The organism is Colwellia sp. D2M02 (assembly GCF_018860755.1).
Classification (GTDB): domain Bacteria; phylum Pseudomonadota; class Gammaproteobacteria; order Enterobacterales; family Alteromonadaceae; genus Colwellia; species Colwellia asteriadis.
In genome coordinates this window covers 1-25,247 of sequence record NZ_JAHKPW010000052.1, presented here as the reverse complement: position 1 = coordinate 25,247, position 25,247 = coordinate 1, and the positions used below count along the sequence as shown (strand labels likewise).

General features: G+C 38.1%; 23 protein-coding genes. 15 read left to right on the top strand and 8 right to left on the bottom strand.

From position 1 onward, the window contains the following. Positions 1-159: 159 nt before the first annotated feature. The 3 genes from KO495_RS08585 to queC form a co-directional block, all read right to left on the bottom strand. The gene (locus KO495_RS08585; RefSeq protein WP_215979999.1) at positions 160-375 is read right to left on the bottom strand and encodes a hypothetical protein; all 216 of its coding nucleotides are present in this window, start codon (positions 373-375) and stop codon (positions 160-162) included. A 165-nt stretch (positions 376-540) separates the two neighbouring features. Next, on the bottom strand, positions 541-1,509 hold the full coding sequence (locus tag KO495_RS08580) for an ion transporter (protein WP_215979998.1): 969 nt from the start codon (positions 1,507-1,509) through the stop codon (positions 541-543). Positions 1,510-1,589: 80 nt separating this feature from the next. Beyond that, positions 1,590-2,249, bottom strand: coding sequence for a 7-cyano-7-deazaguanine synthase QueC (queC, locus tag KO495_RS08575; RefSeq protein WP_215979997.1), 660 nt, complete (start codon positions 2,247-2,249; stop codon positions 1,590-1,592). A gap of 75 nt (positions 2,250-2,324) precedes the next feature. On the opposite strand from queC, the gene queE reads away from it, so the two are divergent. Then, positions 2,325-3,014, top strand: coding sequence for a 7-carboxy-7-deazaguanine synthase QueE (gene queE / locus KO495_RS08570; protein ID WP_354668376.1), 690 nt, complete (start codon positions 2,325-2,327; stop codon positions 3,012-3,014). 24 nt (positions 3,015-3,038) lie between these two features. Here the strand turns inward: queE and alr are convergent, their stop codons facing one another. Beyond that, positions 3,039-4,121 (bottom strand): alanine racemase, encoded by a 1,083-nt coding sequence (gene alr, locus KO495_RS08565; RefSeq protein ID WP_215979996.1) that lies wholly within the window; start codon positions 4,119-4,121, stop codon positions 3,039-3,041. 116 nt (positions 4,122-4,237) lie between these two features. Here alr and KO495_RS08560 point away from each other — a divergent pair, with 116 nt between their 5' ends. Further along, on the top strand, positions 4,238-5,008 hold the full coding sequence (locus KO495_RS08560) for an SDR family oxidoreductase (protein WP_215979995.1): 771 nt from the start codon (positions 4,238-4,240) through the stop codon (positions 5,006-5,008). A gap of 5 nt (positions 5,009-5,013) precedes the next feature. Here the strand turns inward: KO495_RS08560 and ybaK are convergent, their stop codons facing one another. From ybaK to KO495_RS08545, 3 genes are all read right to left on the bottom strand, one after another. Then, the gene (ybaK, locus tag KO495_RS08555; protein ID WP_215979994.1) at positions 5,014-5,484 is read right to left on the bottom strand and encodes a Cys-tRNA(Pro) deacylase; all 471 of its coding nucleotides are present in this window, start codon (positions 5,482-5,484) and stop codon (positions 5,014-5,016) included. Between the two features lie 145 nt (positions 5,485-5,629). After that, positions 5,630-7,936 carry a methyl-accepting chemotaxis protein gene (locus KO495_RS08550; protein ID WP_215979993.1) on the bottom strand — a complete coding sequence of 769 codons (2,307 nt, stop codon included), beginning with the start codon at positions 7,934-7,936 and terminating at the stop codon, positions 5,630-5,632. Between the two features lie 333 nt (positions 7,937-8,269). Beyond that, positions 8,270-10,399, bottom strand: a complete 2,130-nt coding sequence (locus KO495_RS08545; RefSeq protein WP_215979992.1) for a TonB-dependent siderophore receptor — start codon at positions 10,397-10,399, stop codon at positions 8,270-8,272. Positions 10,400-10,713: 314 nt separating this feature from the next. On the opposite strand from KO495_RS08545, the gene KO495_RS08540 reads away from it, so the two are divergent. The 6 genes from KO495_RS08540 (at position 10,714) to KO495_RS08515 (ending at position 19,078) form a co-directional block, all read left to right on the top strand. Then, positions 10,714-12,243, top strand: coding sequence for an exonuclease SbcCD subunit D C-terminal domain-containing protein (locus tag KO495_RS08540; protein WP_215979991.1), 1,530 nt, complete (start codon positions 10,714-10,716; stop codon positions 12,241-12,243). After that, positions 12,240-16,232, top strand: a complete 3,993-nt coding sequence (locus KO495_RS08535) for an AAA family ATPase (protein ID WP_215979990.1) — start codon at positions 12,240-12,242, stop codon at positions 16,230-16,232. The genes KO495_RS08540 and KO495_RS08535 overlap by 4 nt, the downstream gene beginning before the upstream one ends. Before the next feature lie 41 nt (positions 16,233-16,273). Beyond that, positions 16,274-17,173, top strand: a complete 900-nt coding sequence (locus KO495_RS08530) for a DMT family transporter (RefSeq protein WP_215979989.1) — start codon at positions 16,274-16,276, stop codon at positions 17,171-17,173. Between the two features lie 88 nt (positions 17,174-17,261). Beyond that, the gene (locus KO495_RS08525; protein WP_215979988.1) at positions 17,262-17,759 is read left to right on the top strand and encodes a peptidylprolyl isomerase; all 498 of its coding nucleotides are present in this window, start codon (positions 17,262-17,264) and stop codon (positions 17,757-17,759) included. Between the two features lie 153 nt (positions 17,760-17,912). Continuing rightward, on the top strand, positions 17,913-18,386 hold the full coding sequence (locus KO495_RS08520; protein WP_215979987.1) for an FKBP-type peptidyl-prolyl cis-trans isomerase: 474 nt from the start codon (positions 17,913-17,915) through the stop codon (positions 18,384-18,386). A gap of 158 nt (positions 18,387-18,544) precedes the next feature. Beyond that, positions 18,545-19,078: a DUF1697 domain-containing protein gene (locus KO495_RS08515; RefSeq protein ID WP_215979986.1), complete on the top strand. Its 534-nt coding sequence runs from the start codon at positions 18,545-18,547 to the stop codon at positions 19,076-19,078. 6 nt (positions 19,079-19,084) lie between these two features. On the opposite strand, the gene KO495_RS08510 is transcribed toward KO495_RS08515, so the two are convergent. Further along, positions 19,085-19,948 (bottom strand): LysR family transcriptional regulator, encoded by an 864-nt coding sequence (locus KO495_RS08510; RefSeq protein WP_215979985.1) that lies wholly within the window; start codon positions 19,946-19,948, stop codon positions 19,085-19,087. Positions 19,949-20,214: 266 nt separating this feature from the next. Between KO495_RS08510 and KO495_RS08505 the strand changes: the two genes are divergently transcribed. The 7 genes from KO495_RS08505 to KO495_RS08475 all read left to right on the top strand — a co-directional run bounded on the left by KO495_RS08505 (position 20,215) and on the right by KO495_RS08475 (position 24,998). Continuing rightward, positions 20,215-20,682 (top strand): rhodanese-like domain-containing protein, encoded by a 468-nt coding sequence (locus KO495_RS08505; protein WP_215979984.1) that lies wholly within the window; start codon positions 20,215-20,217, stop codon positions 20,680-20,682. Positions 20,683-20,994: 312 nt separating this feature from the next. Continuing rightward, positions 20,995-21,318, top strand: a complete 324-nt coding sequence (locus tag KO495_RS08500; protein ID WP_215979983.1) for a hypothetical protein — start codon at positions 20,995-20,997, stop codon at positions 21,316-21,318. A 112-nt stretch (positions 21,319-21,430) separates the two neighbouring features. Next, positions 21,431-22,816 (top strand): M20/M25/M40 family metallo-hydrolase, encoded by a 1,386-nt coding sequence (locus KO495_RS08495; RefSeq protein WP_215980003.1) that lies wholly within the window; start codon positions 21,431-21,433, stop codon positions 22,814-22,816. Between the two features lie 175 nt (positions 22,817-22,991). Next, complete coding sequence (locus KO495_RS08490) at positions 22,992-23,405, top strand: DUF1801 domain-containing protein (protein ID WP_215979982.1); 414 nt, start codon at positions 22,992-22,994, stop codon at positions 23,403-23,405. A 105-nt stretch (positions 23,406-23,510) separates the two neighbouring features. Continuing rightward, the gene (locus KO495_RS08485) at positions 23,511-23,981 is read left to right on the top strand and encodes a GNAT family N-acetyltransferase (RefSeq protein ID WP_215979981.1); all 471 of its coding nucleotides are present in this window, start codon (positions 23,511-23,513) and stop codon (positions 23,979-23,981) included. Between the two features lie 15 nt (positions 23,982-23,996). After that, positions 23,997-24,362: an STAS/SEC14 domain-containing protein gene (locus KO495_RS08480; protein WP_215979980.1), complete on the top strand. Its 366-nt coding sequence runs from the start codon at positions 23,997-23,999 to the stop codon at positions 24,360-24,362. Between the two features lie 198 nt (positions 24,363-24,560). Then, positions 24,561-24,998 (top strand): hypothetical protein, encoded by a 438-nt coding sequence (locus tag KO495_RS08475; protein ID WP_215979979.1) that lies wholly within the window; start codon positions 24,561-24,563, stop codon positions 24,996-24,998. The last annotated feature ends 249 nt before the right edge of the window (positions 24,999-25,247 follow it).

Sequence of the window (25,247 nt, the reverse complement as noted above, 5' to 3'; positions counted from 1 at the left end):
TTGTTTGATTTTGCAAGTGAAGAAAGTGTAATTCTCTATAAATACGGTTAACAGAGCCTTACGTAAAAATATTGCTCAGAGCACTTAATTATTTCCTATCTTTAGCTACTTGAGGCGCTATTAGTGATATCAAGTATTCAATTGAATAATATACTACGATTACTCTTTTACACCTCCTCGTGAGTAACGACCAATAATTGCAGCAACAGAGTTACTATTACATTGTGGTAAACGACTAATTTCATCAATTATTTTATCTTGTGTATCGATAGGGAAAAGTAATATTTGCTCTAAATAGATGTGTGCTTGAGCCTCATTATTAGCATTAATAATTTGCATTAAATACTGTGTTTGGCACTTTTGTATTGCACTCATAAGGCACCTTGATTTAGGTTGGAACACTTATAAGTCTACAACACACGTCACATAAGGTTAGATGAAATTTGTCTTAAAAAAGCTTTCTATGTAAGATTCAATATAAAGGCTTCTAAGTGCTTAAATAGTCTCATGAAGTTATTTACCTTAAATAAACGTTATTGTTTATTTCCCACAATGAGGGCATATATCATTGTGGTGCTCCTCTTTGATACGTTCAATACTTCGTTGCAGCTCTTCAGGGTCTATATCAAGTTTAGTAGCGAGCTTTACTAAGGCTTGATATTCAGTTTGATCAATATAACCATCACCTAAGGCATCTTCTATATGATCATTTAAGTTGGTTTTCCTTTCTCTTAACTCTTCACCAAAGCGTGCTGCTAACATACCGGCAGGCAATGCGACTAAACCGACACCAATTAACATAATAAAAGCGGCAACAACTTTACCAAAAACAGTAACCGGCACAACGTCGCCATAACCAACGGTTGTCATGGTAACAACAGACCACCATAGCGACTTTAAAATACTGCCAAATACTGCAGGTTGTAATTTACCTTCAATAGCATGCATTAAACTTGCAGCAATAATAATGAGAAATATCATAACCATCATCGCCGCGGTCATGGTTTTTAGTTCTTTAATAATTACTGTAGTAAAAATATTAAAGCCTTTAAAGTAATGATTTAATTTAAGTAAACGTAATACGCGCAGCAAGCGTAATGACCGTAAATCAATGGTAAAGAACATAGCGATTAAAAAAGGCAAAATAGCAATGAGATCAATCAAGGCAATGGGGCTGACACAATATTTTAATCGCGCTTTACTTGTGGAGAGGTGTTGATAAGTTGGGTTTTCAACGTTGCACCATACGCGTAGTAGGTATTCAATGAAAAAAATCGATAAAGAAATAATTTCAAATAAAGCGAATTGTTGTCGATAAGCCTTGTGGTAATCAGGCTCAGACTCAAACATGGCAGCAACAACATTACCGACAATTAAGATAATTAACATAATGTTAATTATCTTGGCAAAGTAGTTCTTATGAATATCTCCCTCAAGTAATTGGTACATCTTAGCGCGATAAGACAATTGGCTTGATTGAGAAGGGTCAGTAACGGTTACTTTGCTCATTCTTGTGGCATCCCTGATTGAATACTGAGTTATTTGTAAATTATTTATACTTACAGGCTAGTGCTTTTAATGCGCGCAGTTCAACACTCATAAACTAGTGGGTCTGTTACATTGTTCTCTTCAAAGGCTTCAAGGCGTTCTTGGCAAGCACCACACTTACCGCAAGCTTTATCGCGACCGTTATAACAGGTCCATGTATTGCTATAGTCTAATCCCATAGCGATACCATCTGTTAAAATGGCGGTTTTGCTAACGTCTAAATAAGGGCTGAATATTTCAACGCTTTCATAGTTTGCGATCATGCACACATCATTCATTTTTTGCACAAATTCAGGGCGACAATCAGGGTAAATCGCGTGATCGCCAGAATGTGCCCCATAGTAAACTTGTCCAGCACCTACCGATACCGCATAAGCAACGGCTAATGACAATAAAACCATATTGCGATTTGGTACTACGGTTGACTTCATATTCTCAGCTTCGTAATGTCCTTCTGGAATATCAATATCGTCCGTTAATGAAGAACCCGCAAGCAGTTGATTAATGGCCGAAATATCAATTACTTTATGATTAATCTTAAGATCTTTACACACATGGCTTGCGCACTCTAACTCTTTAACATGACGTTGCCCATAATCAAACGATAACGCATAAACTTCTTTGCCATCTTTTAATGCACGATTTAGCACAGTAAAAGAGTCCATGCCGCCAGAATAAATAACAACAACTTTTTCAGCCATTTCTAAGCTCTCTTGAGGTATAATAATAAACGCTACGCATTTTACGCGAAATAAACCACAGGCTAAAGTATAAAAGTGAATACAACTGCAGATATCGTTAAATATAAAATCAATGAACTATTTGAAACCATTCAGGGAGAGGGCTCATATACTGGACAGCCGTCTATCTTTATTCGCTTACAAGGCTGCCCTGTGGGTTGCTCTTGGTGTGATACTAAGCATACTTGGGATGTTGAACTTAGTGATGAAGTAAGTCCTGAAAAAATGCTGGCTAAAACTCATGAAACACCATTATGGGCAAGTTTTACCCCACAAGATATTCTGACCTTAGTACAGAATAAAGGCTATCAAGCTAAACATATTGTTATTACCGGCGGTGAGCCCTGTATGTATGATTTAACACCGCTATGTGAGCTTTTTGAAGATCAAGGTTACAGTGCTCAAATTGAAACATCAGGCACTTTTGAAGTGAAAACAACGGCCCGTTGTTGGGTAACCGTTTCACCTAAAGTAAACATGCGTGGTGGTTATGAGATTTTAACAAGTGCCATGTCACGTGCTAATGAAATAAAACACCCTGTAGCGACAGAGCAGCATGTGGATGACTTAAAAGCATTACTCAAAGCACATAATATTGTCGATACCGCAACCTATTTACAGCCGATTAGTCAGAAGAAAAGAGCAACCGAGTTAGCGATAAGCACTTGTATTGCCAATAATTGGCGTTTATCAATTCAAGTACACAAGTACATTGGTATTGAATAAGGTCTGAGTAATCTTACTTGTAGGTTAACTAGCGGCAACTTTGGGCACACGTTTAGAAACACGAGTTAATAACTCATAATTGATAGTGTCACTACTTTTAGCGACGCTATCAATGCTAATATGCTTACCCCATAACTCAACTGAGTCGCCAACTGTTACGACAGTTAAATCGGTGACATCGACAGTAATCATATCCATTGATACCCGGCCAACAATTGGCACAACTCGCCCGTTAATAAACACAGGAGTACCTGATTTGGCATTTCGCGGATAGCCATCAGCATAACCAATAGCTACTGTAGCAATTTTGCTAGTGCGTGTTGCTGACCAAGTATCGCCATAACCAACGGTTTCACCTATTTCAACTTGATGAATAGCGATGATCTTCGCTTGTAAGGTCATTACTGGATTTAGCTGTTCAGTTAATAAATTATTGTCTGTTGGACTTATTCCATAAAGCGCTAAACCCAAGCGGGTATAGTCGCCATGACTCGCGGGAAAATTAAAAATTCCGGCAGAATTTGCCATGCTAAATTGACATGAATATTTTTCTACTAAAGGCTTTAGTCGTGCTAATTGTTCAACAGGCTTGCGACTGGTTATTTGCTCAGAAGTAGAAAAATGTGAACACAATACCAAGTTTTGTTGGGTGGTTGTGTCTAGTTTGCTGATAATGTTATCAATATCGTCAATAGCAAACCCTAAGCGATTCATACCGGTGTCTACTTTTAACCAAATATTTTGAGTAAGCTGTGGTTGCTGTGATAGTAGCCAATCAATTTGATAATCACTGTGAAGCATTAATAAAAAGTTATGCTCGTGAGCAATAGTAAAATCACTTACTTTAAAGGGACCTTCAAGAATTAAAATATTATTTTTTATACCACTTTGGCGTAGCGCTAAAGCTTCATCAATAAAGCCAACGGCAAATAGCTCAACATGTGGGCTTAACGCGTGTGCTACTAAATTAGCATCGTGACCATAAGCATCGGCTTTTACGACAGCAATAGTGTTGCTCTGTGGAGCTATGCTGGCGACATATTGGTAATTCTCAACTAACGCATTTAGATCGATTGTGGCTTGAGTGTCTCTTGAAATATAACGCATGGAAAATAATAAACAGCCCGAATAAAAGGTAAAAACCTAACATAAAACAATAACTCAAGTGTATCATGGTAATGATAAACAGTGGATAGTAAATATTGTAAGGAGCGTTTACAACGATGGATATAAATACAGAGAGTAAAGGGTTGGGCGTTGTTGTGATCACAGGTGGCAGTCGAGGTATTGGAGCACAAACGGCTCGTTTATTTGCCAAGCATGGTTATGCGGTCTGTATTAACTATAAATCTCAAGCTGAGCCAGCAAAGAAATTGGTAACTGAAATAACGCAAGGCGGTGGTAAATGTATTGCTGTACAAGCGGATGTTTCGCAAGAGTTAGATGTAGAACGTTTATTCGCTACCACAGCGGCGAAATTAGGTAAGGTTAAAGTACTAGTCAACAATGCAGGTATTTTAAAGCCACAAATGCGTCTTGTTGACATGAACGCCGCACGTATTAATGAGGTATTACAAAATAATGTTACCAGTTATTTTTTATGCGCGCGTGAAGCGGTAAAAGTAATGTCGACAACATACGGCGGCAGTGGTGGCACTATTGTTAATGTATCATCTGGTGCGGCACGTTCAGGATCGCCCAATGAATATATCGATTATGCTGCATCTAAAGGAGCGATAGATACTTTAACTCGAGGCTTAGCCTTAGAAGTTGCAAAGGAAGGAATACGGGTTAATGGTGTTAGGCCTGGGTTAATTTATACGGATATGCATGCAGATGGCGGCGAACCAGCACGGGTTGAACGCTTAAAAAACATCATTCCTATGCAAAAGGGTGGGCAAGCCATAGAAGTTGCCGAAGCTATCTTATGGCTAGCATCGGCGTCCTCGTCGTTTACCACAGGCAGTTTTATTGATGTTACCGGTGGGCTTTAGCCTATTTACACACAGGCAATCGCGGCAAACTTTGCTTGAGTAATTGTTTTGAGAACATGAGGAGCGAGTGCTATTTCTAAACCACGTTTACCGCCGCTAACATACATAATATTTAGCTTTTCGGCACTGTTATCAATGAGCGTTTTTAGCGGTTTCTTTTGCCCTAAAGGGCTCACGCCACCTAAAATATAGCCTGTTGTAGCTTCTACACGTTTTGCATCGGCTAGACTCGCTTTTTTAACATTCAAGCTTTTAGCCACTGCTTTTAGGTTAAGCTGTGTATTAACGGGCACAATAGCCACAACCAATTGTTGAGTGTCGGTGTTAATCACTAAGGTTTTAAATACTTGCTCAGCAGGTAACGATAGTTTTTCTACTGCCTCAAGCCCATAAGAAGTGCTATTTATATCATGGTGATATTGAAGTAACTCAAAGGGAATTTTACATTTTTTAAGTAATAATACTGCAGGCGTCATAACGAATATTGCTCTGTTATTTATTAATGCACAATGAAGTTTATTTTCATTATGCCCTAATAAATAATTTACAGCTAACAGAGAGTTTTTTGGTTAAGTATTTTTTAAACTGAAGAGTAACCCCTTTAACTTGCGCTCAGGTTATTTAATACTTAAAAATAGACAACTGTTGCTTTAAGGTATTCGCTTGGTTGAGTAACTCCTGTGATAAATGTTGAGTATTTTCGGTTTTTTGTAATATATCAACAGCTGAGGTAGCAATATCGACACCATTAACATTAATCTCCTCAGTAACTGTTGACTGTTGCTCTGCTGCGGTAGCAATAAGTAAGTTCATATCGTTTAAGGAATGAATCATAGTGACGACTTCGGTTAACATTTCACCATTAAGTGCACAAGAGTTTATTCCTTTCGTTGTCATTTTGGCTGCCTCTGAGGCTAATTTCACTGTATTTTGCGTACCATTTTGTAGTGCCTCAATTTTTCTTCTGATCTCTTCGGTTGAAGCTTGAGTTCTACTGGCAAGGGTTCTTACTTCATCAGCAACTACCGCAAACCCTCGACCTTGTTCACCAGCTCTAGCTGCTTCTATTGCAGCATTAAGCGCTAATAAATTGGTTTGTTCAGCAATCCCTTGAATTACATCAAGTACAGAGCCTATAGAAATGCTTTCTTGCTCTAAGGTGTTTATTGAGGTGCTCACTTGTATCATATGCTCGTTAAGCAAAGTCATATCATTACCTAAACTACTCGCTACCCCAGATGTTTCAAGACATTTATCGTTGGCTTCTTGTACCGAGTGCGCCGCATCTTTGGCTTGCTCGGCAACCCCCTGTACAGAGGCGCTCATTTCATTAATCGCAGCTGCAACAGATTCAGCGTTTTGTGACTGACTGGCGGTACTACTTTTAGCATGCTCCATTTCACTAACAATCGCTTCACTATGCACAGAGAGCTTATCGGCACTCTCGTTGAAGTTTCGCATTACTGATTGTAATTCTTTAAAAAAAACATTTAAGCTGTGCGCTAACATTGCAAGTTCACTGCTACCTTTTTCATTAAGCGTTAAGGTCAAGTCCTTGTTAGTGGTGGTTTTTTCTATTTGAGTGATGACATCAATAATAGGGCGGGCAACACTTTGACTAATTAACCAACCAATAAGGCTAGCAACAATAAGCAAGATCAGAAATATCCATAGCACAGTGAGTAAAAGCTCTTGCTCTGTGTGTTTAATATCTAAGGTCGATTCTTTTTCGTCTAATTCACTTAAAATAGCCCAGCGTAGACCAAGTACGTCCAAGGGTGCATATGCTGATAATACGTTTTCACCACGATAGTCTTTAAATATACCAAAGCCAGACTCACCGGTTAGTGCTTTAGCTACCCCCGTAGAGTTTATTTTCTGCAAGCCAATAGCAGAGGAGTTAGCGTCAATTAAGGCAATAGTTTTAGTATCAAGGGTGTTAGCGAGAAAGGATAAATAGTTACTTTTATCTTCAATAAGAAAGCGACTCTGACTACGCATTAATTTATCGCTACCAACAAGGTAGGTTTCGCCAGAATCACCTAAACCAATATCTTTCCATTTATTATCATAAGTCATTAATGAATTTATTTTATCGACGGGCATTTGAAAAATAAGTACGCCAGTAGTGTTGTTATTACTAACAATGGGCGTAGCAATAAATGAAGCCGCATTATTATATGATGGGTAATAGGGCGAGAAATCCTCTAAAATGCTTTGACCTTTTGTTAAGTTTTTCGCTTTGTTAAATGCTCTAGCTAAGCCCGAATCAACATAAGGGCCGGTTAGTAAATTAGTCGCATAATCGAGTTCTTTATAAACGGAATAAACCACATTGCCTTGAGTATCAACTAAAAAAATATCGTAGTAACCAAAAGACTCTAAGAAAAAGTTAAAATGACGGTGAAAGTTGTTGTGAATACTGTGATATTGAGCATCACCCACCCCTTGATTAAGTTTATTCTTTTTACCGATCGGATTTTTGTTATTACTGATGTAACTCGATTGCAATGCTTTGGCAAAGGGCGATAGTTTATTAAATCTTGTTGTTGCTTGGGCTTGTTCGTCGGCATTGAGTTTTAAGAAGTTGTTCGAAAAATCTTTTTCATAGTAATGTTCTAACGCTTTATGATCTTCATTACTAAGCTCTGTTTCATAAAGCGAGAATGCCTGTGAAAAACGCTCAATGGCAGTAGTTACTAGCTTGCCATCAGCAAAGGTTATTAATTGATTATTAATGGTATTAAAGTAGTCGGTTATTTGCGCGCGTTTAATTTCTCTAATCGAAATTAGCTGATTTTCCGAGCGTTGATTAATCGTTTGCTCTGATAGATTTAAGCTTCTCCATGCCACCATACCACCAGACGCTAAAATTCCTATGGTTGCCATAAACAAACAGGCAAGAATTATGCGTGTTGATATTTTCATTGTTAGCCCTTAACGGATAGTTAACAAACAGGGAGTACAATTAAGTGTAGACGTTTTTAGCTATTAGTTATGAATCGATAGGTATTTTTTATCCCTTAGCAAGGGATGCACAATAGGAGTTATTGATCTTTAAAGATTATTTTGACAAAAAAATATTAGCTAGGTAATTTTGTTCGAACATTGCTTCAGAGGGAAAATATCGGTGGTTATTAATTAGAGGAAACGGCGTTATGGCCAATAATACGTTATTGGCCATAAGCAACACGGATAGCATTGAGAATAACTTAGGGCATTATCTTACTGCTATTAATGTTGGTTAAATTACTCAAAAACTTAAAAAGACAGACTAATTGAGCCTATTAATGTTCTGCCTCTGCCAGGGGTTACTCCCCAATCAACCCCTTTAGCACCCGCTGATAACCAATATTCCTTGTCGGTAATATTTTCAACTTTGAAGCGTAATGTGGTTTTATATTGCGATAATTCATATTTTATTCCGGCATCTAAGCGAGTATATGATGGAAGTGATAATGTGTTTTGTACATTTTGTTCACGTTCGCCAACATAATAAATACCAGCATTCACATTAAGTTTTTCAACAAATGGTACTGCGTAATCTAGGTAAATATTGGCTTGTTTCTTAGGAACATTTGGCGGACGGTTACCATTAATGTCGGTTTCTCCTGTCAGATTTACCAGCTCTGCATCTAATAATGTTGCTGAAGTCACCAGAGATATATTTTCACTAAGCTCACCATTGATATTTAACTCTAAACCGCGATGCCTTTGAATACCGTCTTGAACAAAGTAATTACTTTGCTTGTTGTGATATTCAAGCATTTTTTCAATTTCAAATAGAGCAGCGGTGAATGTTGCATTAGCTAAACGGTACTTAATACCGGTTTCAATTTGTTCGCTTTTTTGTGGGCCCAATGAGTCACCTTCATTGTGTGCACCACTACCTATAACAGCAACGCCACCTTCTCCGACACCTTTAGAGAAACTCGCATACCAAGTGCCGTTATTGGTAAAATTATAATTCAAGCCTAACGTTGGCGTATAATACTTATGATTTTCGCTTATTACAGGTGAGTTTGGCGCATAAATATCTTTTTGGTAATGCAAATAACGTAAGCCTAAAGTACTAAATATGCTTTCAGTTAAATGAATAATATCTGTAATAAATAATGAGCTTTCTACCGTTTCAGTGTGCGTGGTATCACCTAATGGCGGAAAGTCAGGTTTATCTGTATATGTTGGCGTGAAAATATTTCCAATAGGGTTATTCAGTTCAAACCAACGACCATCATCCGACTGGTAGTCTCGAAAACTACCGCCAACCACTAATTCGTGTTGCATATTAAGTAATGTAAAATCACCATTTAAGAGGCTGTGTCCAGATAGCGTTTTATAAGACTCATCAGGTGTGACATGAATGCCTGAGCTTAATACGTCACCGTCGAGGTTAACGGCATAAATATCAGGGAAAATTGTAAAGCGATCATTAGATGAAAGTGATACCTGATTAACCCACTGCCAGTTACTGTTGAGCCAATAATCAACACGTGTGCCAATATTTAACGTTTCTGTTTGATATTGTGCCCATGGTTGCCCCAGTAAAACCTCACTGGTATCAATATAAGGTGGTAAAACTTGTTTATTTATATTATCGGGATCTTGCGCTAAACCAATGAGTGGTTGTGAAACAATAGATTTGTCCTGATAATCAATATCAAGCCTTACGATTAAATCATCGTTAGCTTGCCAATCAATAGCCGCACTTAAAAATTGTCGCTCAAGATCGTCACCGCCAGTAAAATCACCAGTATCTTCCAATGCAGCATTGAAACGGTAACCTAATGTCGCATTATTTGTAAATTGGCCACCTAGATCAATATGAAGGTATTTTCCATCTCTGCTACGTAGCTCAGCGCTAACATCAACAAACTTTTCTAATGTTGGCCTTTTCGTTACATAATTAATAGTACCGCCAGGGTTATTAAAGCCTGAAATTAAACCCGATGGACCTTTTAATACATCAACGCGGGCTATATTCTCTAAAGCAACATCTTGGTAAGGTGCTAAAGCTAAACCATCGCGGCGTAAACCATTAGTCCAATCGAGTTGATAACCACGTAAGCTGACAAAATCAAACACAGAGCCAATGGCGGTATTTTGCACAGAAGCATCATTGGCGAGTACTTCACTTAAAGTACGCAATCGTTGATCACTAATTAATTGCTCTGAAAATGATTGGATAGAAATAGGGAGCGTTAATGGATCTTTTATTCCTAAAGCGGCAGCATTGACGTCTCTTATATCAAAAAGTGGCGAACGCTTCCCTGTAACTGTAACTCTTTCAATATCTTTTAAATCGATAATTACCTGGTTTTCGGCATAAGCGAATGAGTTAACTAGTAAGTGTGATGTTATAGCTAAAGTTGTTGCTTTATACTTGAGCATATTTTCCCTTGCTGTATCTAGGTGTTAATTTTTTGTTTTTTTAGGTGTTACTTAAATATTGTTTTAAATGATTTTTTAAACATTTGTTTGGTTGTGTTAATTATTGCTATGACTTTTTAGCATAAATACATACTGATTTATTTGTTATAATATAACATTTGTAGTTGTGTGGATATTGTTATTGAAAAAATAATTATTACTATTTAGTTCTACTTTTTTTCGCACTACTTATCTAAGTGTCAATTCTTATGATTTAATTTACCTATTCAGGTAAACTGAGCGCCTCAGCATTTTTATTTAATATCTTGTCTTTTATGCGAATTATTCACACTTCAGACTGGCATTTAGGTCAGTATTTTTATGGCAAAAGTCGCGCGAAAGAGCATCAGTTGTTTTTACATTGGTTAATTACACAAGTGAAGCAACACCAAGTTGATGCCATTATTGTCGCAGGTGATATTTTTGATACCAGCACACCACCAAGTTATGCCAGAAAAATGTACTTCAACTTTATTGGTCAGATGCAAGCGCTTGATTGTCAATTGACTATCTTGGCTGGTAATCATGATTCGGTTGCTATGTTAGGTGAATCCAAAACATTACTTTCAGGGCTATCAACGCATGTGATCACTCATGTTCATCATGAAGTATCTATTGAAGAATTAGCGCAAAAGTTAAGTGAAGAAACTAATAACGAAGTAAATCAAACAGAAAGCCCCTCTAAACTTGAAAGTACCGAGCAGGTTTTTGCGATAAACCATGCTAATGGACAGGCGTTAGCGGTTATTTGCGCTATTCCATTTGTTCGTCCGCGCGATGTTATTACCAGTAAAGTTGGGCAGTCGGCAACACAAAAGCAGCAAAGTTTGCAACAAGCCATTACGGAGCATTATCAAAAGCTCTATCAATATGCATTGCAATTAGTTGATAACATAGAAAAAGCGCAAGGAAGTCGGGTTCCTATTATTGCTACAGGTCATTTAACGGCGTTAGGAGTGTCTATGTCAGACAGCCAAAATGATGCCGTGCGAGATATTTATATTGGTACCCTAGAGGCTTTTCCAAGTAGTGCTTTTCCTCCTGCTGATTATATTGCCCTTGGCCATATTCATCGTGCACAAAAGGTTGGAAAAACTGAACACATTCGTTATTGCGGCTCACCAATCGCACTAAGCTTTGATGAAGCGAAGCAAGACAAACGCGTACTGCTTGTTGATTTTTCTGACAATTATTTAAATAGCGTGACCGATCTTACAATTCCTTGTTTTCAGCCGCTGCTGATGATCAAATCCACACTTGAACTTTTACCCGAAATCATTGAAAAATCACTTAAAGCGCTCAGTATTGATAGCGTTAATAACCACCAGAGCGATATACAAGCTGACGATGAAAAACAGTCGAATAATACTGTGTGGTTAGATATTGAAATAGCACAGAGCGATCATTTAAGTGACTTAGCGTTTCGCGTTAATGAGATAGTCGCTGACCTACCTGTTGAAGTGCTACTTGTACGTCGTGCTAAAAAAACACGCCAGCAGCAAGAACAAGGCATAGCTACAGAAAACGTGACTTTAAATGAGCTAAGCGTCGATGAAGTTTTTAGCTCTCGCTTAACTGAACTTGACTGGCAAAGTGATGAAGCCTTAGCGAGAAAGTCACGCTTATCAGTATTATTTAAACAAGTTGCCTTGCAAGTAACAGCGCAAAGTAACACTAAACAAAGTGAGTTGCTTGATGCCGCGGTTAGTGAAGAGCTAGCGCAAGTTAAAAAAGGTGAAAGCCAAGAGCACACTGAAAAAAACACAGTGCAAACTAGTAGCAGCAAAAGTGAGCCAAGTGAATGAAAATATTAAGTTTACGCTTTGAAAATATTAACTCATTGAAAGGCAGCTGGAAGTTAGATTTCACGCAAGAGCCGTTTGACAGTAATGGCTTATTTGCAATTACTGGCCCAACGGGAGCAGGAAAAACCACCATACTTGATGCCATTTGCTTAGCGCTTTACCATCAAACACCACGCTTAATGGTGTCTAAAACGCAAAATCAATTAATGACACGCTTTACGAGCCACTGTATGGCTGAAGTTGAGTTCGAAGTAAAAGGGCAAGGTTATCGTGCTTTTTGGAGTCAAAAACGTGCTCGCAATAAAATTGACGGCAATTTGCTTGAGCCGGTGGCTGAGCTGGCAAAGTTAGACGGCACTATTTTAGCTGAAAAATTAAAAACAGTACGTAGCCATATTAGCGAACTTACCGGGTTAGATTTTTCACGATTCACCAAGTCAATGATGTTGTCGCAAGGTGAATTTGCGGCATTTTTAAATGCTGATGCACGTGAGCGCTCTCAATTATTAGAACAGCTTACCGGTACTGAAATTTATGGACAAATATCAAAACAGGTTTTTGAAAATCATCGAAGTGAAAGTAAAGCGTTAGAGTTATTACAAGCGCAAAGTAAAGGTACTTCGTTATTATCAAACGATGAAGTTAGCGCGCTTGAAAAGCAATTAACCCAAGTAACACAAGAAGAAGCACAATTAACCTTGCAGCACCAAAATAGTCAAACGCTTATACATTGGTGCCAAGACTTTCACGAAAATCAGCTGCAGTTAGCGCAATATCAGCAGCAGTTAGCTGACATTGAGCAGCGTGAATTGCAGGCTAAACCTGAGCTGGACTTACTTAAACTTTCAGAGCCTGCAGAGCAATTACGAACGCATTTTGAAGAGAATAATCGTTGTACCGCGCAGCACAGCAATATTGTTAATAAAGTAAAAGAGTTAACACAGCAGTTACACGTTATTGAAGGCGCAGTAAACACCAGCCATAGCGCACTAACCGCTGAGCAAGCTAGCCAAGAAAAACAAGCGATACAGCGCACTAGCATTGAAACTGTACTTAATGATGATATTGCGCCATTAGATAGTACTATTAGCCACCAAAACAATGACTTAGTTCAAGCTAAGCAAAAGCTTGATGATTTAATAAAAATACACAAAAATTTGAGCGACAAGGTTAATCAGCAAGTAAAAATTGAAGAGCAAACACGCGCTGAAATAGCAGCGCAAACAGATTACCTAACTAAGCACCAAGCCCTTGACATGGCGAGTGATAAATTATCGCTATGGCAAAGCCAAAGTCAGCAGTTATCACAACTGCAAAGTACGATGGCGTTAACGGCGCAAAAAATTATTGAGCAACAACAAAAGCAACAACAGTTAACAACAGAGCAAGCGCAGATTGAGCAGCATAAAAAGACGCACTCGTTGCAGTTTCAACAGCTTAATGACAATAACAATATTTTTACTCAGCAACAGCAGCAACTCCTAGCCGATTATGGTTTTGATGAAAGTGCTGGTATTAATTCTGGTATTAACTCAGGTATTAATTCTGGTATTAGTACAGGGGATAATAACACCTCTAAGCATGTTAATATTCGTCATCACGTAAGTGATAAAATTAACCACTTACAAAATCAACAGCTTAATTTCAATCAAGCCTTGCCGTTAGCGCAGCGCTTTAGCCAGTTACTCACTAACCAAAGCAGTCTTAAGCAAAGTGTTAGTGATAACGAGCAGGCTTTATTGGCCATAGAAACAAAGTTAACCACTTTACGACAAGGTTACAGTGCAAAAAACCAACAAAAGAAAGACGTTGAAACCCTAATACAACAGCATCAAGCGATAATGGCACTTGAGGCATATCGCGATAAGTTACAAGCAGATGAGGCTTGTCCATTGTGTGGCTCAACGCAGCACCCCGCAATAGAAAGTTATCAAACACTTAGTGCAAATGAATACGAAGCTCGTTTAGCCATACTGGTAAGTGAGTTAGAGCAATTGAAAAAAGAAGGGGATGGCTTTAATCATCAAAAGTCAGCGCTTGATGCTCAACGCAATGTTGCCACACAGCAATTAACCGAAATACAGACTGAATTGTCTGACATTCAACAGCGCTGGTTGCAAATTGACTTTAGCAATAATCAGCAACTGCAAAGTGCGCTTACTCAACAAGCTCCAGAAAATGTTGTTAGTGAGCAACTAACCCAGTGTACTAGCGCGTTACAAAACCTGAAAGACTTACAGCAACAATTAAGCGTTATTGAACAACAACAACAAGCGAATAATGAGCAACTCATTACGCTTGAGCGAACTCAGAATCAACAAAATAGTAAACTTGCCTTAGTTGCCGAGCAGCTTAATAACCAGCAACAAAATATTACTCAACTTGAACAAGAAAAAACAAAGCAAGCTAATGACTTTAATAGTTTAAATGCATCGTTGTATCAAGGTATTAATCAAGCTGGCGTTGCGTCAACGCCAGCGGAAATCACCTTAACACCGTTAACTGTTTGTGTAGATTCGTTATGGTTGAGCCAAATAGCTGAGCAAGTGCAGGAGTATCAACAAGCTAAAGCGAGCTACGAGCAAACTAAAACACAGTTAACAGATATTACTCAGCAGCGTAGCGTATTAATAAGCCAGCAAAGCCAACAACAGTTACAAATTGATGAAATAAGTAAGCAAGTTGACGTGTTAACTAAGCAACTTGCCAGCAATACCGCACAGCGTCAAACCTTGTGTGATAAGTTACTCGCAGAGCATGATCTTTTCTTCAATGAGCAATTAACGGCACAACTAAGCACACACTTTGATAGCAAAGCGGTTAAAGCTGAGCTAGTGCAACAACAGCGCAATGCGCAACAACAGCTAGAGCAATTACAATCGCAATACAATGCACATTATGCTCAGCAACAAAGCACCAACGGACAATTAACGAGTTTGCAAGCGCAGCTTATTGAAGCAGAGCAAGCTTACAAGCGCAGTCAATTACACTGGGGCGAGGTGCTGAAAGGGAGCCAATTTAGTGATGAAAATGCCTTTTTAGCGGCATTACTACCGCCAGATAAAAGACAACAATTAACTGTGTTAGCTAATGAATTAAGTGATGTGAAAAAGCAAACAATAACACTGCACAATCAGGCGCAACAGCGGGCTGATGTTATTGAGCAACAAAAAACTAAAATAGCTAATGAACAAACATCTCACCAAGCCAATAAACTTGACTATCATGATGAGGAGTTGGCGAGTGTCAATTTCATCAACATTAACTCTGTTAATGTTGAAACCATTGAACATCAAATTAAAGTATTAACCGAGCAAATTACTCAGTTAACTCATCAGTTAAAAACCAGTCAGCAGCAAATAGGGCAATTAACACAACAGCTTGATCACAACCAACGTAATCAAGCAGCGCAAGCACAACTATTAGAAAAAATTAAGCAAGCACAAATCGACCTTGATGATTTATCTCACCTTAACTCACTTATTGGCTCTGCCGATGGCGCTAAATTTAGGCGTTTTGCCCAAGGACTTACCTTAATTTACTTAGTGCAGTTAGCTAATGAACGTTTAGCGCGTTTATATGGACGTTATCAATTGCAGTGTCAGAAAAACGATAGCCTAGCCCTTGAAGTACTCGACACTTGGCAGGGTGACAGTGCGCGCGATATTAAAACTTTATCAGGCGGAGAGAGCTTTTTAATGAGTTTAGCGTTAGCGCTAGCTCTCTCAGATTTAGTGAGCAGCAAAACCAGCATCGACTCATTATTTTTAGATGAAGGCTTTGGGACCTTAGACAACGACACTTTAGAGGTTGCACTTGATGCGTTAGATAACTTAAATGCTAGCGGTAAAATGATCGGGGTGATCAGTCATGTTGATGCCTTAAAAGAGCGTATTGCGGTACAAATAAAAGTCAAAAAAATAAGTGGCTTAGGTGTAAGTTGTTTAGATAAACGCTTTGAATTTGTCCATGAACCTAATGAAAGTTAAATACTGTAATATCACTCAATAGTCATCGCTAAGGATATTTTTTGGAAATTTGGATTTATTTCACCTTACTTGCTGCTTTTATGCAAGCGGTCAGAACAGCAGGGCAAAAGCAACTATCAGGTAAGATAAATGCTATGGCAACTACGGCAGTACGCTATGTTTATGCCTTACCCTTTGCTTGGGGCTATTTATGGTGGATGCTTGATTATCGAGAGGTAGCAGCACCAACACTTAATCATAATTTTTTGTCTTACGCTTTAATTGCCAGTGTTACACAAATTATTGGTACGGCATGTTTAGTGGCGGCTTTTCAATATCGAAACTTCGCCGTTGCTACTAGCTTAGCGAAAACAGAAGCAATACAAGTTGCTGTTGTGGGGGCGTTATTATTTTCTGCGCCTTTATCTGGCTTAGGTTGGCTAAGTGTTATTGTTGGTGTGATTGGGGTGTTACTGGTTTCTAAGGTAAAATTCACTAAGCAAGCTGTATTTAGTGGTGAGCATAGCCTAAGCGGATTGTCGTACGGTTTAGCGGCAGGTTTAGGCTTAGCTATTACTACGTTACTTATTCGAGAGTCGAGTTTAGCACTAAATACCGACCTTATGGTCAGCGCAGCAATTACTTTAACTTTTATGATCACCGTTCAGTCGCTTATTTCTCTCATTTACGTGGTTATTCAAGATAAAAAACAACTACCGCTAATGGTAAAGCATTGGCGTTTATGTTTGTTTGTTGGTATTACCAGTGTACTTGGCTCTATTGGTTGGTTTACCGCCACTAGTTATCAAACTGCAGCCTATGTAAAAGCGCTTGGGCAAGTAGAGTTTTTCATCACCTTAGCATTAACCTATCGTATTTTTAAAGAAAAGGTCACTATAGCTGAATATCTAGGCATGGTTTTGATTATTGCCAGTGTGGTTATTTTACTGTTATGGGCGTAACAAGCGTTATTTATTAGAAAAAATAATGTTAAACTGGCGCGCACAGCAGTAACTAAAATTACAATAATATTAACGTAAGAGAAAAATAATGAATATAGCAGATAAAACCGTTGCACAGTTCCATTACATCCTTAAAGATGAAGCCGGTAACGAAATTGAAAGTTCTCATGGCCACGAGCCATTAGCTTATTTACATGGTGCTAATAACACTTTGCCAGGTTTAGAAAAAGCACTAACAGATAAAGCTGCGGGTGATAAATTTACGGTAACACTACAGCCTGAAGAAGCGTATGGCGAGCGTAACGAAACATTAGTTGAGCGTGTATCAGCGAAACACTTACACGGTTTACCAAGTAAAAATGCCAAGTGGCAACCAGGTATGATTGCTATTGTGCAAACAGAGCAAGGTCAACGTCAAGTAACGGTTGTAAAAACCGGTAAATTTATGGTGACGGTTGATATTAACCCACCATTAGCGGGTAAAGTACTAACATTTGATATTGAAGTACTCGACGTACGTGCTGCCACTGAAGAAGAAATACAACATGGTCATGTACATAATGGCTCATGTGGTCACGATCACTAATACTAATACTAAGCTAAGCATTAGTGATACCTAAACGCTAAGACATTGACGATAAGTCAATAACTTAGCGTTTTTTTATTGTCATTATTTATGTTAATGATTTACGTTAGACTATTATTTTCACGTAATGGTATTAACCAAAAGAGAAATATTATGAGCAGATACCTTTTACTTTTTATTGTGTTAGCCATTGTGGCTTTTTTCTTTTATCGTAGTTATGTCAATAAGGAAGCAGCAAAAATTAATATTGCTCAAGGCAATGAATTTTTAGCGGCTAATAAAGCCGTTGCTGGCGTTATTGAAACTGCTTCAGGTTTGCAATATCAAGTGTTAACACCTGGCACTGGCACCGAGCAGCCAACAGCATTGTCACAAGTAAAAGTGCATTACCATGGTACCTTAATTGATGGTAGTGTTTTTGATAGTTCAGTTGAGCGCGGTGAACCGATTAGCTTTGGTTTAAACCGCGTTATTAAAGGTTGGACAGAAGGCTTGCAGCTTATGGTGGTTGGTGAGAAAACACGCTTTTTTATTCCTGCCAGTTTAGGCTATGGTAATAATTCGGCAGGTAAAATTCAGCCGGGTTCAGTATTGATTTTTGATGTTGAATTATTGGCCATTAACTAAGTATTAGCAGAGCTAAACTTGGCTGAGCCAGATTGGGTTACGCTGGACTTGGTTAAGCTGGACTTGGTTAAGCTGGATTTAGCTAAGCTTGACTTAGTGCTGCTAGCTTAAACAAGGGCTTACTTTTCCCTTAATTGTTGAAACAATAGGACGTTACTATGCACAGTTATGTGATCTTATTTCGAGGAATAAACGTTTCAGGTAAAAATATTCTACCAATGAAAAACTTGGCTGAGTTATTAACGCAGCATGGCTTTAAGCAAGTAAAAACTTATATTCAAAGTGGTAATGTTATCGCGTTAAGCGAGCTAACAGCGAGTGAAGTGAGTGAGCAGATAACGGCATTAGTTGCCGAGCACTTTGGTTTTACCGCACCCGTGATGGTGTTTACTAAAGCACAATTTAATCAATTTAGTATGCAAAATCCTTATGGCGATGTTGAGGGTAAGTTTTGTCATTTGTATTTTTGCAATACGCAAGCGCAGCTTAACCAAGAAAAGCTAGCACAATATAACGCCGCTTCTGAGCAATACCAACTTCATGATAATGTTTTTTATTTACATGCCCCTGATGGCATTGGCCGCTCTAAATTAGTGGCAAATATTGAACTTTGTTTAGGTGTTACAGCGACAGGACGCAACTTAAATACCGTTAATAAGTTGAATAGCTTATTGGAAAGTATTAGTGCTTAGCCGCACTTAGCTTGACACTTGTTCAAGCTGTTTAACGCTTGTAAATACCGCTTTAATAATAGGCTCATCAACTCTATTTTTTGCAATAACAAAGCTTAGTGGTGTAGTGAAATCTAGCGCTGAAATAATGTGGATTTGTTGATTTTTCTTGGCGGTTAATGCGCTTTCTTTTTCTAAAAAGCTTAATCCTAGCCCTGATGTAACTAAAGCTAAACGACTATTATCATCAGCGGTACTTAACACTGATTTAATAGTCGTACCTAACTTTTCAGTTAAGAAATGATCAAATGGGCAATAATCACTCATCATAATCCAAGGTTGCTGACTAAGCTCGTACGCACTGATATTATTACGAAAGTGTATTGGCGCAATGGTAGTTATTACTTGTGTGAGTACTGTCACACCTAAACAATCCTCAGGAATGTCACCATAAATATAACCCCCATCAATTAATCCCGTTTTTATATCAACAAGTGTTTTTCCTGTCGATTGAGCATTTACTGTTAAGTTTATCGCGGGGCAGTCTTGCTGTAACAGCGTAATTAAATCAGTCAGTTGAACTTGTTCACTATTAACATTAATCGCTAAGCTAAAGTTGCCGATGACTTCATGTTGTTGCTGCGCAGCAACATTTACAATGTCTATCGCGCTATCTAAGGTTACTTGGGCTTTTTCAAGTAATATTTTGCCTTTTTCGGTTAACGCCATGCCTTTGTTTGAGCGTATAAATAACGGAGTATTTAGCTCTTCTTCTAAATATTTAATGTGTGCGCTGATCGCTGGCGGTGTAGTGTATAAACGCTTTGCTGCTTGCGTTAAATTACCAGTATTAGCAACCGAGACAAAAGAGCGTAAGTGATAAAATTCCAATAAAACCTCCTATTGGCTGAATTCGTTTATTAAAGCTCGTCAGTTAAAACCCGCTGACTCAAACATTATAGTCGCATAAAATTTAAAACTTTGTTCACAGGTAGCGCAACTATAAATGGCGTTATTTATTTTTGCTATTCATATTTACTGAACTTCTCTTTCAAAAAAAACGAATATGCTTAACTGACCATAGCAGTTACCTTAATTAACTTATAAGCGCTAAATTAAGCTCGTTAGATAAGTTAATTAAAAAGGATAAAACTGTTATGACAAAAAATAAGGTAAAAAATAGCTTAAGTGTAGAGCCAGCGCCAATAACTAAAAACGGTGCATTTAACACTATTGCGACACCACCTGAACAAGCATTACGCTATTTTGCTGGTAAATTAGCTTGTGAGACAGATTGCTCAGATGTTTATACTGATATTCAAGCGGGTAATAATTCGTATATTTTACTCGATGTGCGCTCGGTTGAAGCCTTTGAAAAAAGCCATGCGATTGGTGCTGTGAATTTGCCTCACGGGCAAATTAATGCCGAAGCATTGGCGAGATACGCAACAAATACCCAGTTTGTGGTTTATTGCTGGGGACCCGGTTGTAATGGTGCCACCAAAGCGGCATTTAAAATAGCGGCTTTAGGTTATGAGGTTAAAGAAATGCTAGGCGGTATTCATTACTGGGAAGACTTTGAGCGTTATCCTGTGAACCGGCGTATGAATAAAGCTCAGCAATAACTAAAAAACTCAGCTCAAGAATAAGTAAGCAGAACGAAGGTTATATTTGCTGAAAGACAACGGTAAATTCAAGAAAATCATAACTTTTATTTATCGTTTATGGGCTCTGTCAGTGTTTACATTTCTTTGCGTTTTTGCTGCTTAATTAGCGAGATAAAACCAGACTTTACTGCTTAGTTAGCTATTTACTCATAGCCATTCACGATACAATTACACTCAAGTAAGTTGCTGTACTAATGGCTGCTTTATGCTTAACAATTATACAATAGCTACCTTCGGTAGCTTGATAACCCCAAAGAGTTAAATTACGCCATGAAACAATATACTAACCTTGCTGAGTTAATTGAAAACTTAGAAGCTGAAATTCAAGCATTAACCAATGAAATAACCACGTTAAAACAAGAGCCTCAAAGCTTTAATGAGCAAGTGCTTTTGAAATATATTGATACTGCCAGTACCGGAAAAACGAAAGACTTCGTTCGCTCGTTAGGGGTTAAGTCAGAGCGTGGTTCTCTTTTTTCATCAGGCGATGTAAGTAAGTTAATTAAAGATGGCGCAGAAGATATTTCACCTGAATTATTGGCTATTGCACGTAAGGTTGTGGGTATGAAAAATAAATACGGTAAACAGCGTTAATCGTATTGGTAATTTAACAAAATAATAAAAATAATTAACTTACAACAGCTTTCTTTAAGCCGTTATTAACTTAAAATATGAGTAGGTTTACGCTATGAATAATCGATTTATTATGGTGCTTCTTAGCACTTTTTTGTCCGTTTTAACTCTTAACAGTGCACAAGCAAAGTCAGATAACTTTTCTACACAGCAGTTAACGGATGTTGAACAAATAAAACAACAAGCACTCACGAGTGATTTAGCATGGGACTTAGTGGAGTCATTAACCACCGAAGTTGGTCCTAGAATGCCTGGTACACCAGGCGATAAAGCTGGCGTTGCATGGGCTGTTGCTAAATTTAATGCTATGGGGTTTGATAAGGTATGGACTGAGCCGGCAACTTTTCCTAAATGGATTCGTTACTCAGAATCGGCAGCAGTTATAAGCCCGTCACCACAAAAACTACATATTACTGCACTAGGCAATAGTATCAGCACGCCAAAAGAGGGCATACAAGCAGAGGTGATAGAGTTTCAAACCTTAGATGAGTTAGAGAGTGCCCCTGAAAATGCAGCGAAAGGTAAAATAGTTTTTATTAATTACCAAATGAATCGTGATCGTGACGGTAATGGTTATGGTCCAGCAGTACAAGCACGTAGTCGTGGCGCCGTAGTCGCGGCTCAAAAAGGTGCCGTAGGTTATGTAATGCGCTCGGTTAGTACTGCGCATCATCGTTTTGCCCACACTGGTGGTAGCCATTATAAAGAAGGCGTAACTAAAATAGTCTCTTCAGCAATTTCAAATGCCGATGCTGATCAATTACATCGTTTAGTTGCATTAGGTGAGCCAGTAACCATTAATATTAATGTGCAAGCGCAATCAATGGGCGAGGGTACTTCTTATAATGTTATTGGTGAATTTACGGGGAGTGAATTTTCACAAGAGCATGTACTGATTGGTGGTCACTTAGACTCGTGGGATTTAGGCACAGGCGCATTAGATGATGGTGCTGGTGTTGCTATTACTATGGCTGCGGCTAAGTTAGCACATTCAAAAGGGAAAACTAAGCGTAGTATTCGAGTGGTACTTTTTGCTGCAGAAGAGTTTGGTTTATGGGGCGCTAAAGCTTACGTTAAAGCAAATGAGAAAAATTTAAAGCATATTGTTGCAGCGGCAGAATCTGATTTTGGTGCGGATAAAATATGGGCAATAGAGTCAAATGTCGATGCTAGCGCATTACCAGTGGTGCGTGATATTGCTAAAGCGATGGCATCGTTAAATGTTGAGCATATTGGTAAAAATACCGCTCGCGGTGGTCCAGATTTAATCCCATTTCGTCCGTTTAATATTCCAGCGTTTCGCTTAGCTCAAGATGGTACCGATTACTTTAATTACCATCATACGGCAGATGATACTTTAGATAAAATTGATCCTGAAAAGTTACGTCAAAATGTTGCAACCTACGCCGTTTTTGCTTACATGGCAGCTAATGCAAAAACACGTATATTAGGAAAGTAATGCAATAGCGTAAACGCCTATAATTACAAAAGCACCCGTTTAGTTTACCCTCTAAACGGGTGCTTTTTTGTTTATAGGGGTGGTATAAGTGACTGGCATTAGACTAGCAGTGTACGAGGTTAGTACTATATTAAGTTGATAGGTTAAATTAATAGATTAAATAAGAGCTAATCAAATGAATGCATTAGAAGAATTTATCTCAAATATTGATCATGAGACAAGAAAAAATGACACTATAGTACTACAGGCAATGTTAACGAAAGTGTCTGGATATCAACCTTATCTCGATGGCACTATTATTGGCTTTGGGCAGTACCATTATCAGAACGAAAGTGGTCATCAAGGAAACGCGCCAGTGATTGGCTTTTCACCTCGAAAACAACACTTAGTTGTTTATATCATGCCCGGATTTAATGCGTTTGAACCGTTACTCGCCAAGCTTGGTAAATGTAAAGTAGGTATGTCGTGTTTATACATTAACAAGTTATCAAATATAAACCTTGAGGTTCTCGAATCGTTGGCGAAACTGTCCATAAAGTACATGCAAAGCCATTATGTATGCCAAAGTAATATCGTAAAAAGTGATTAAGGCGGCTGTCTTTTGTGTAACAACCATAGTAGTGTCACTCTTAAATAACGAAAAGCATAATGTAAATTAAACCAATAGGTTAGAGTAGAGAGCCTTTAATATCGTATGAAAACACAAATTAATATTAGAAAAGCTACGGATATCGATCGTGCATTTATTTTTGAATTATCACCACGCCTTGCTGAAGTCGCTCAATTAGCTTGGCATACCGATGAGGTTATTCAAAAAATGCAGGATGACTATATTACCGCAATGTTATTAAAAAGTGCAGTTCCCCAAATAACACTTATTGCTGAAATAAACGCTAAACCTTATGGTTTTATTCATGCGCGTTCACACACTGACAGTATCTCAGGTGAGGTGTGTGGCACTATTCCTTTACTTGCGGTATTACCAAAAGCCCAAGGTCAAGGCTTAGGGAAATTATTGATTGAATCGGTGGAAGTCTGGGCAAAAGAGTTAGGTTATCGTTTATTACATCTAGAGGTGTTTGCTAAAAATAATAAAGCTTATAGCTTTTATCAGCAGCAAGGCTTCACCGCTGAAACCGTACATATGATAAAAAACCTCAACTAAAATAAAGGAATGAAAATGATTACAATATTAGAGCAAAGTGAAGGAGCTAACATTGGTGTCTTTGTTTCGGGTAAGGTTGATGCTGCGGAAGAAAATAAATGGATTGCGATATTTGATAAATTGATAGCGGATCATGGTGAAATCAATATGTTAATTGTAATTGATGACAACATCAGTTTTACTTTAGAAGCTGCTTACGATGATTTTAAGTGGGCATTAAAAAATATAAAGCATATGCATAACCTTGCTATTGTTTCTAACAGTAAAACTCTGGCTTGGCTAATCGCAGTAGACAGCCCTTTTGGCAAGTTAGTAGGCGTTAATGAAAAGCATTTTGAAACAAGTGAGTTAGCACAAGCATGGCACTGGGTTACGTCGTAATCCTTAGCCGTGTTATTCACACTCACGGCTGGATTATTTTAATAAAATATTGTTATCGTTTATCATTTTCCGTTATTATTGACGGACTTGCCCGCTTTTATACCGACGTATGAAATTTTTTGCTTTAAATGATTAAACAAAGCTTCTGTGCGGGTGTTGTAACACCAATATAATAGAATGGAAATTATGATCATGAATATGAAAAAAATAGCAGTTTTAGCATTAACCTCTCTTACGTTACTTTCGTCTCAAGCCTTTGCACGAGATGATATTAATGCATATTCTGTTGCCGATGCCTTAAACCAAGGTGCAGCCAAATCAAAATTAGGTATTAATATTTCTTTTTACTTTGGTGAGCAAGCGTACGGTGAAGTTGAGCAAGATCTTGGTGAATATAAAACCAATAAAAAAACCAATGCATTTAATAAATCTGATGAAGAAGCTTGTCAGTGGGTATTCCTTTCAGCGATGATTGCTTTAAAAGAGAGAGCAGTACAAGCAGGCGGTAATGCAGTGGTGAATATTAAATCAAACTATAAGCATAACTTAACGTCAAGCAATGACACTTTTCAATGTGGTGCAGGAACGTTTGTTGCCGGTGTTGCGTTAACTGGCCAAGTAGTAAAGCTTAAATAAAAGTACACGATAAAAAAGCTAACTTAAGTTAGCTTTTACTAAAACTAAAACTAAAACCGAGTATAAGTATTAACTATTGATAGTAATATTTGTACTCGGTTTTTTATTGCTTGATAAATAGATATCTATTTTTATCTTGATATTTCATTGGCTTACCCATAGTATGTTGTTCGAAATACAAACTAGACTGTTATTGTTAAGGTAACGAGAGTCGTATTTCGCTAGGATTTTTGATCTTTCGAGATTGTT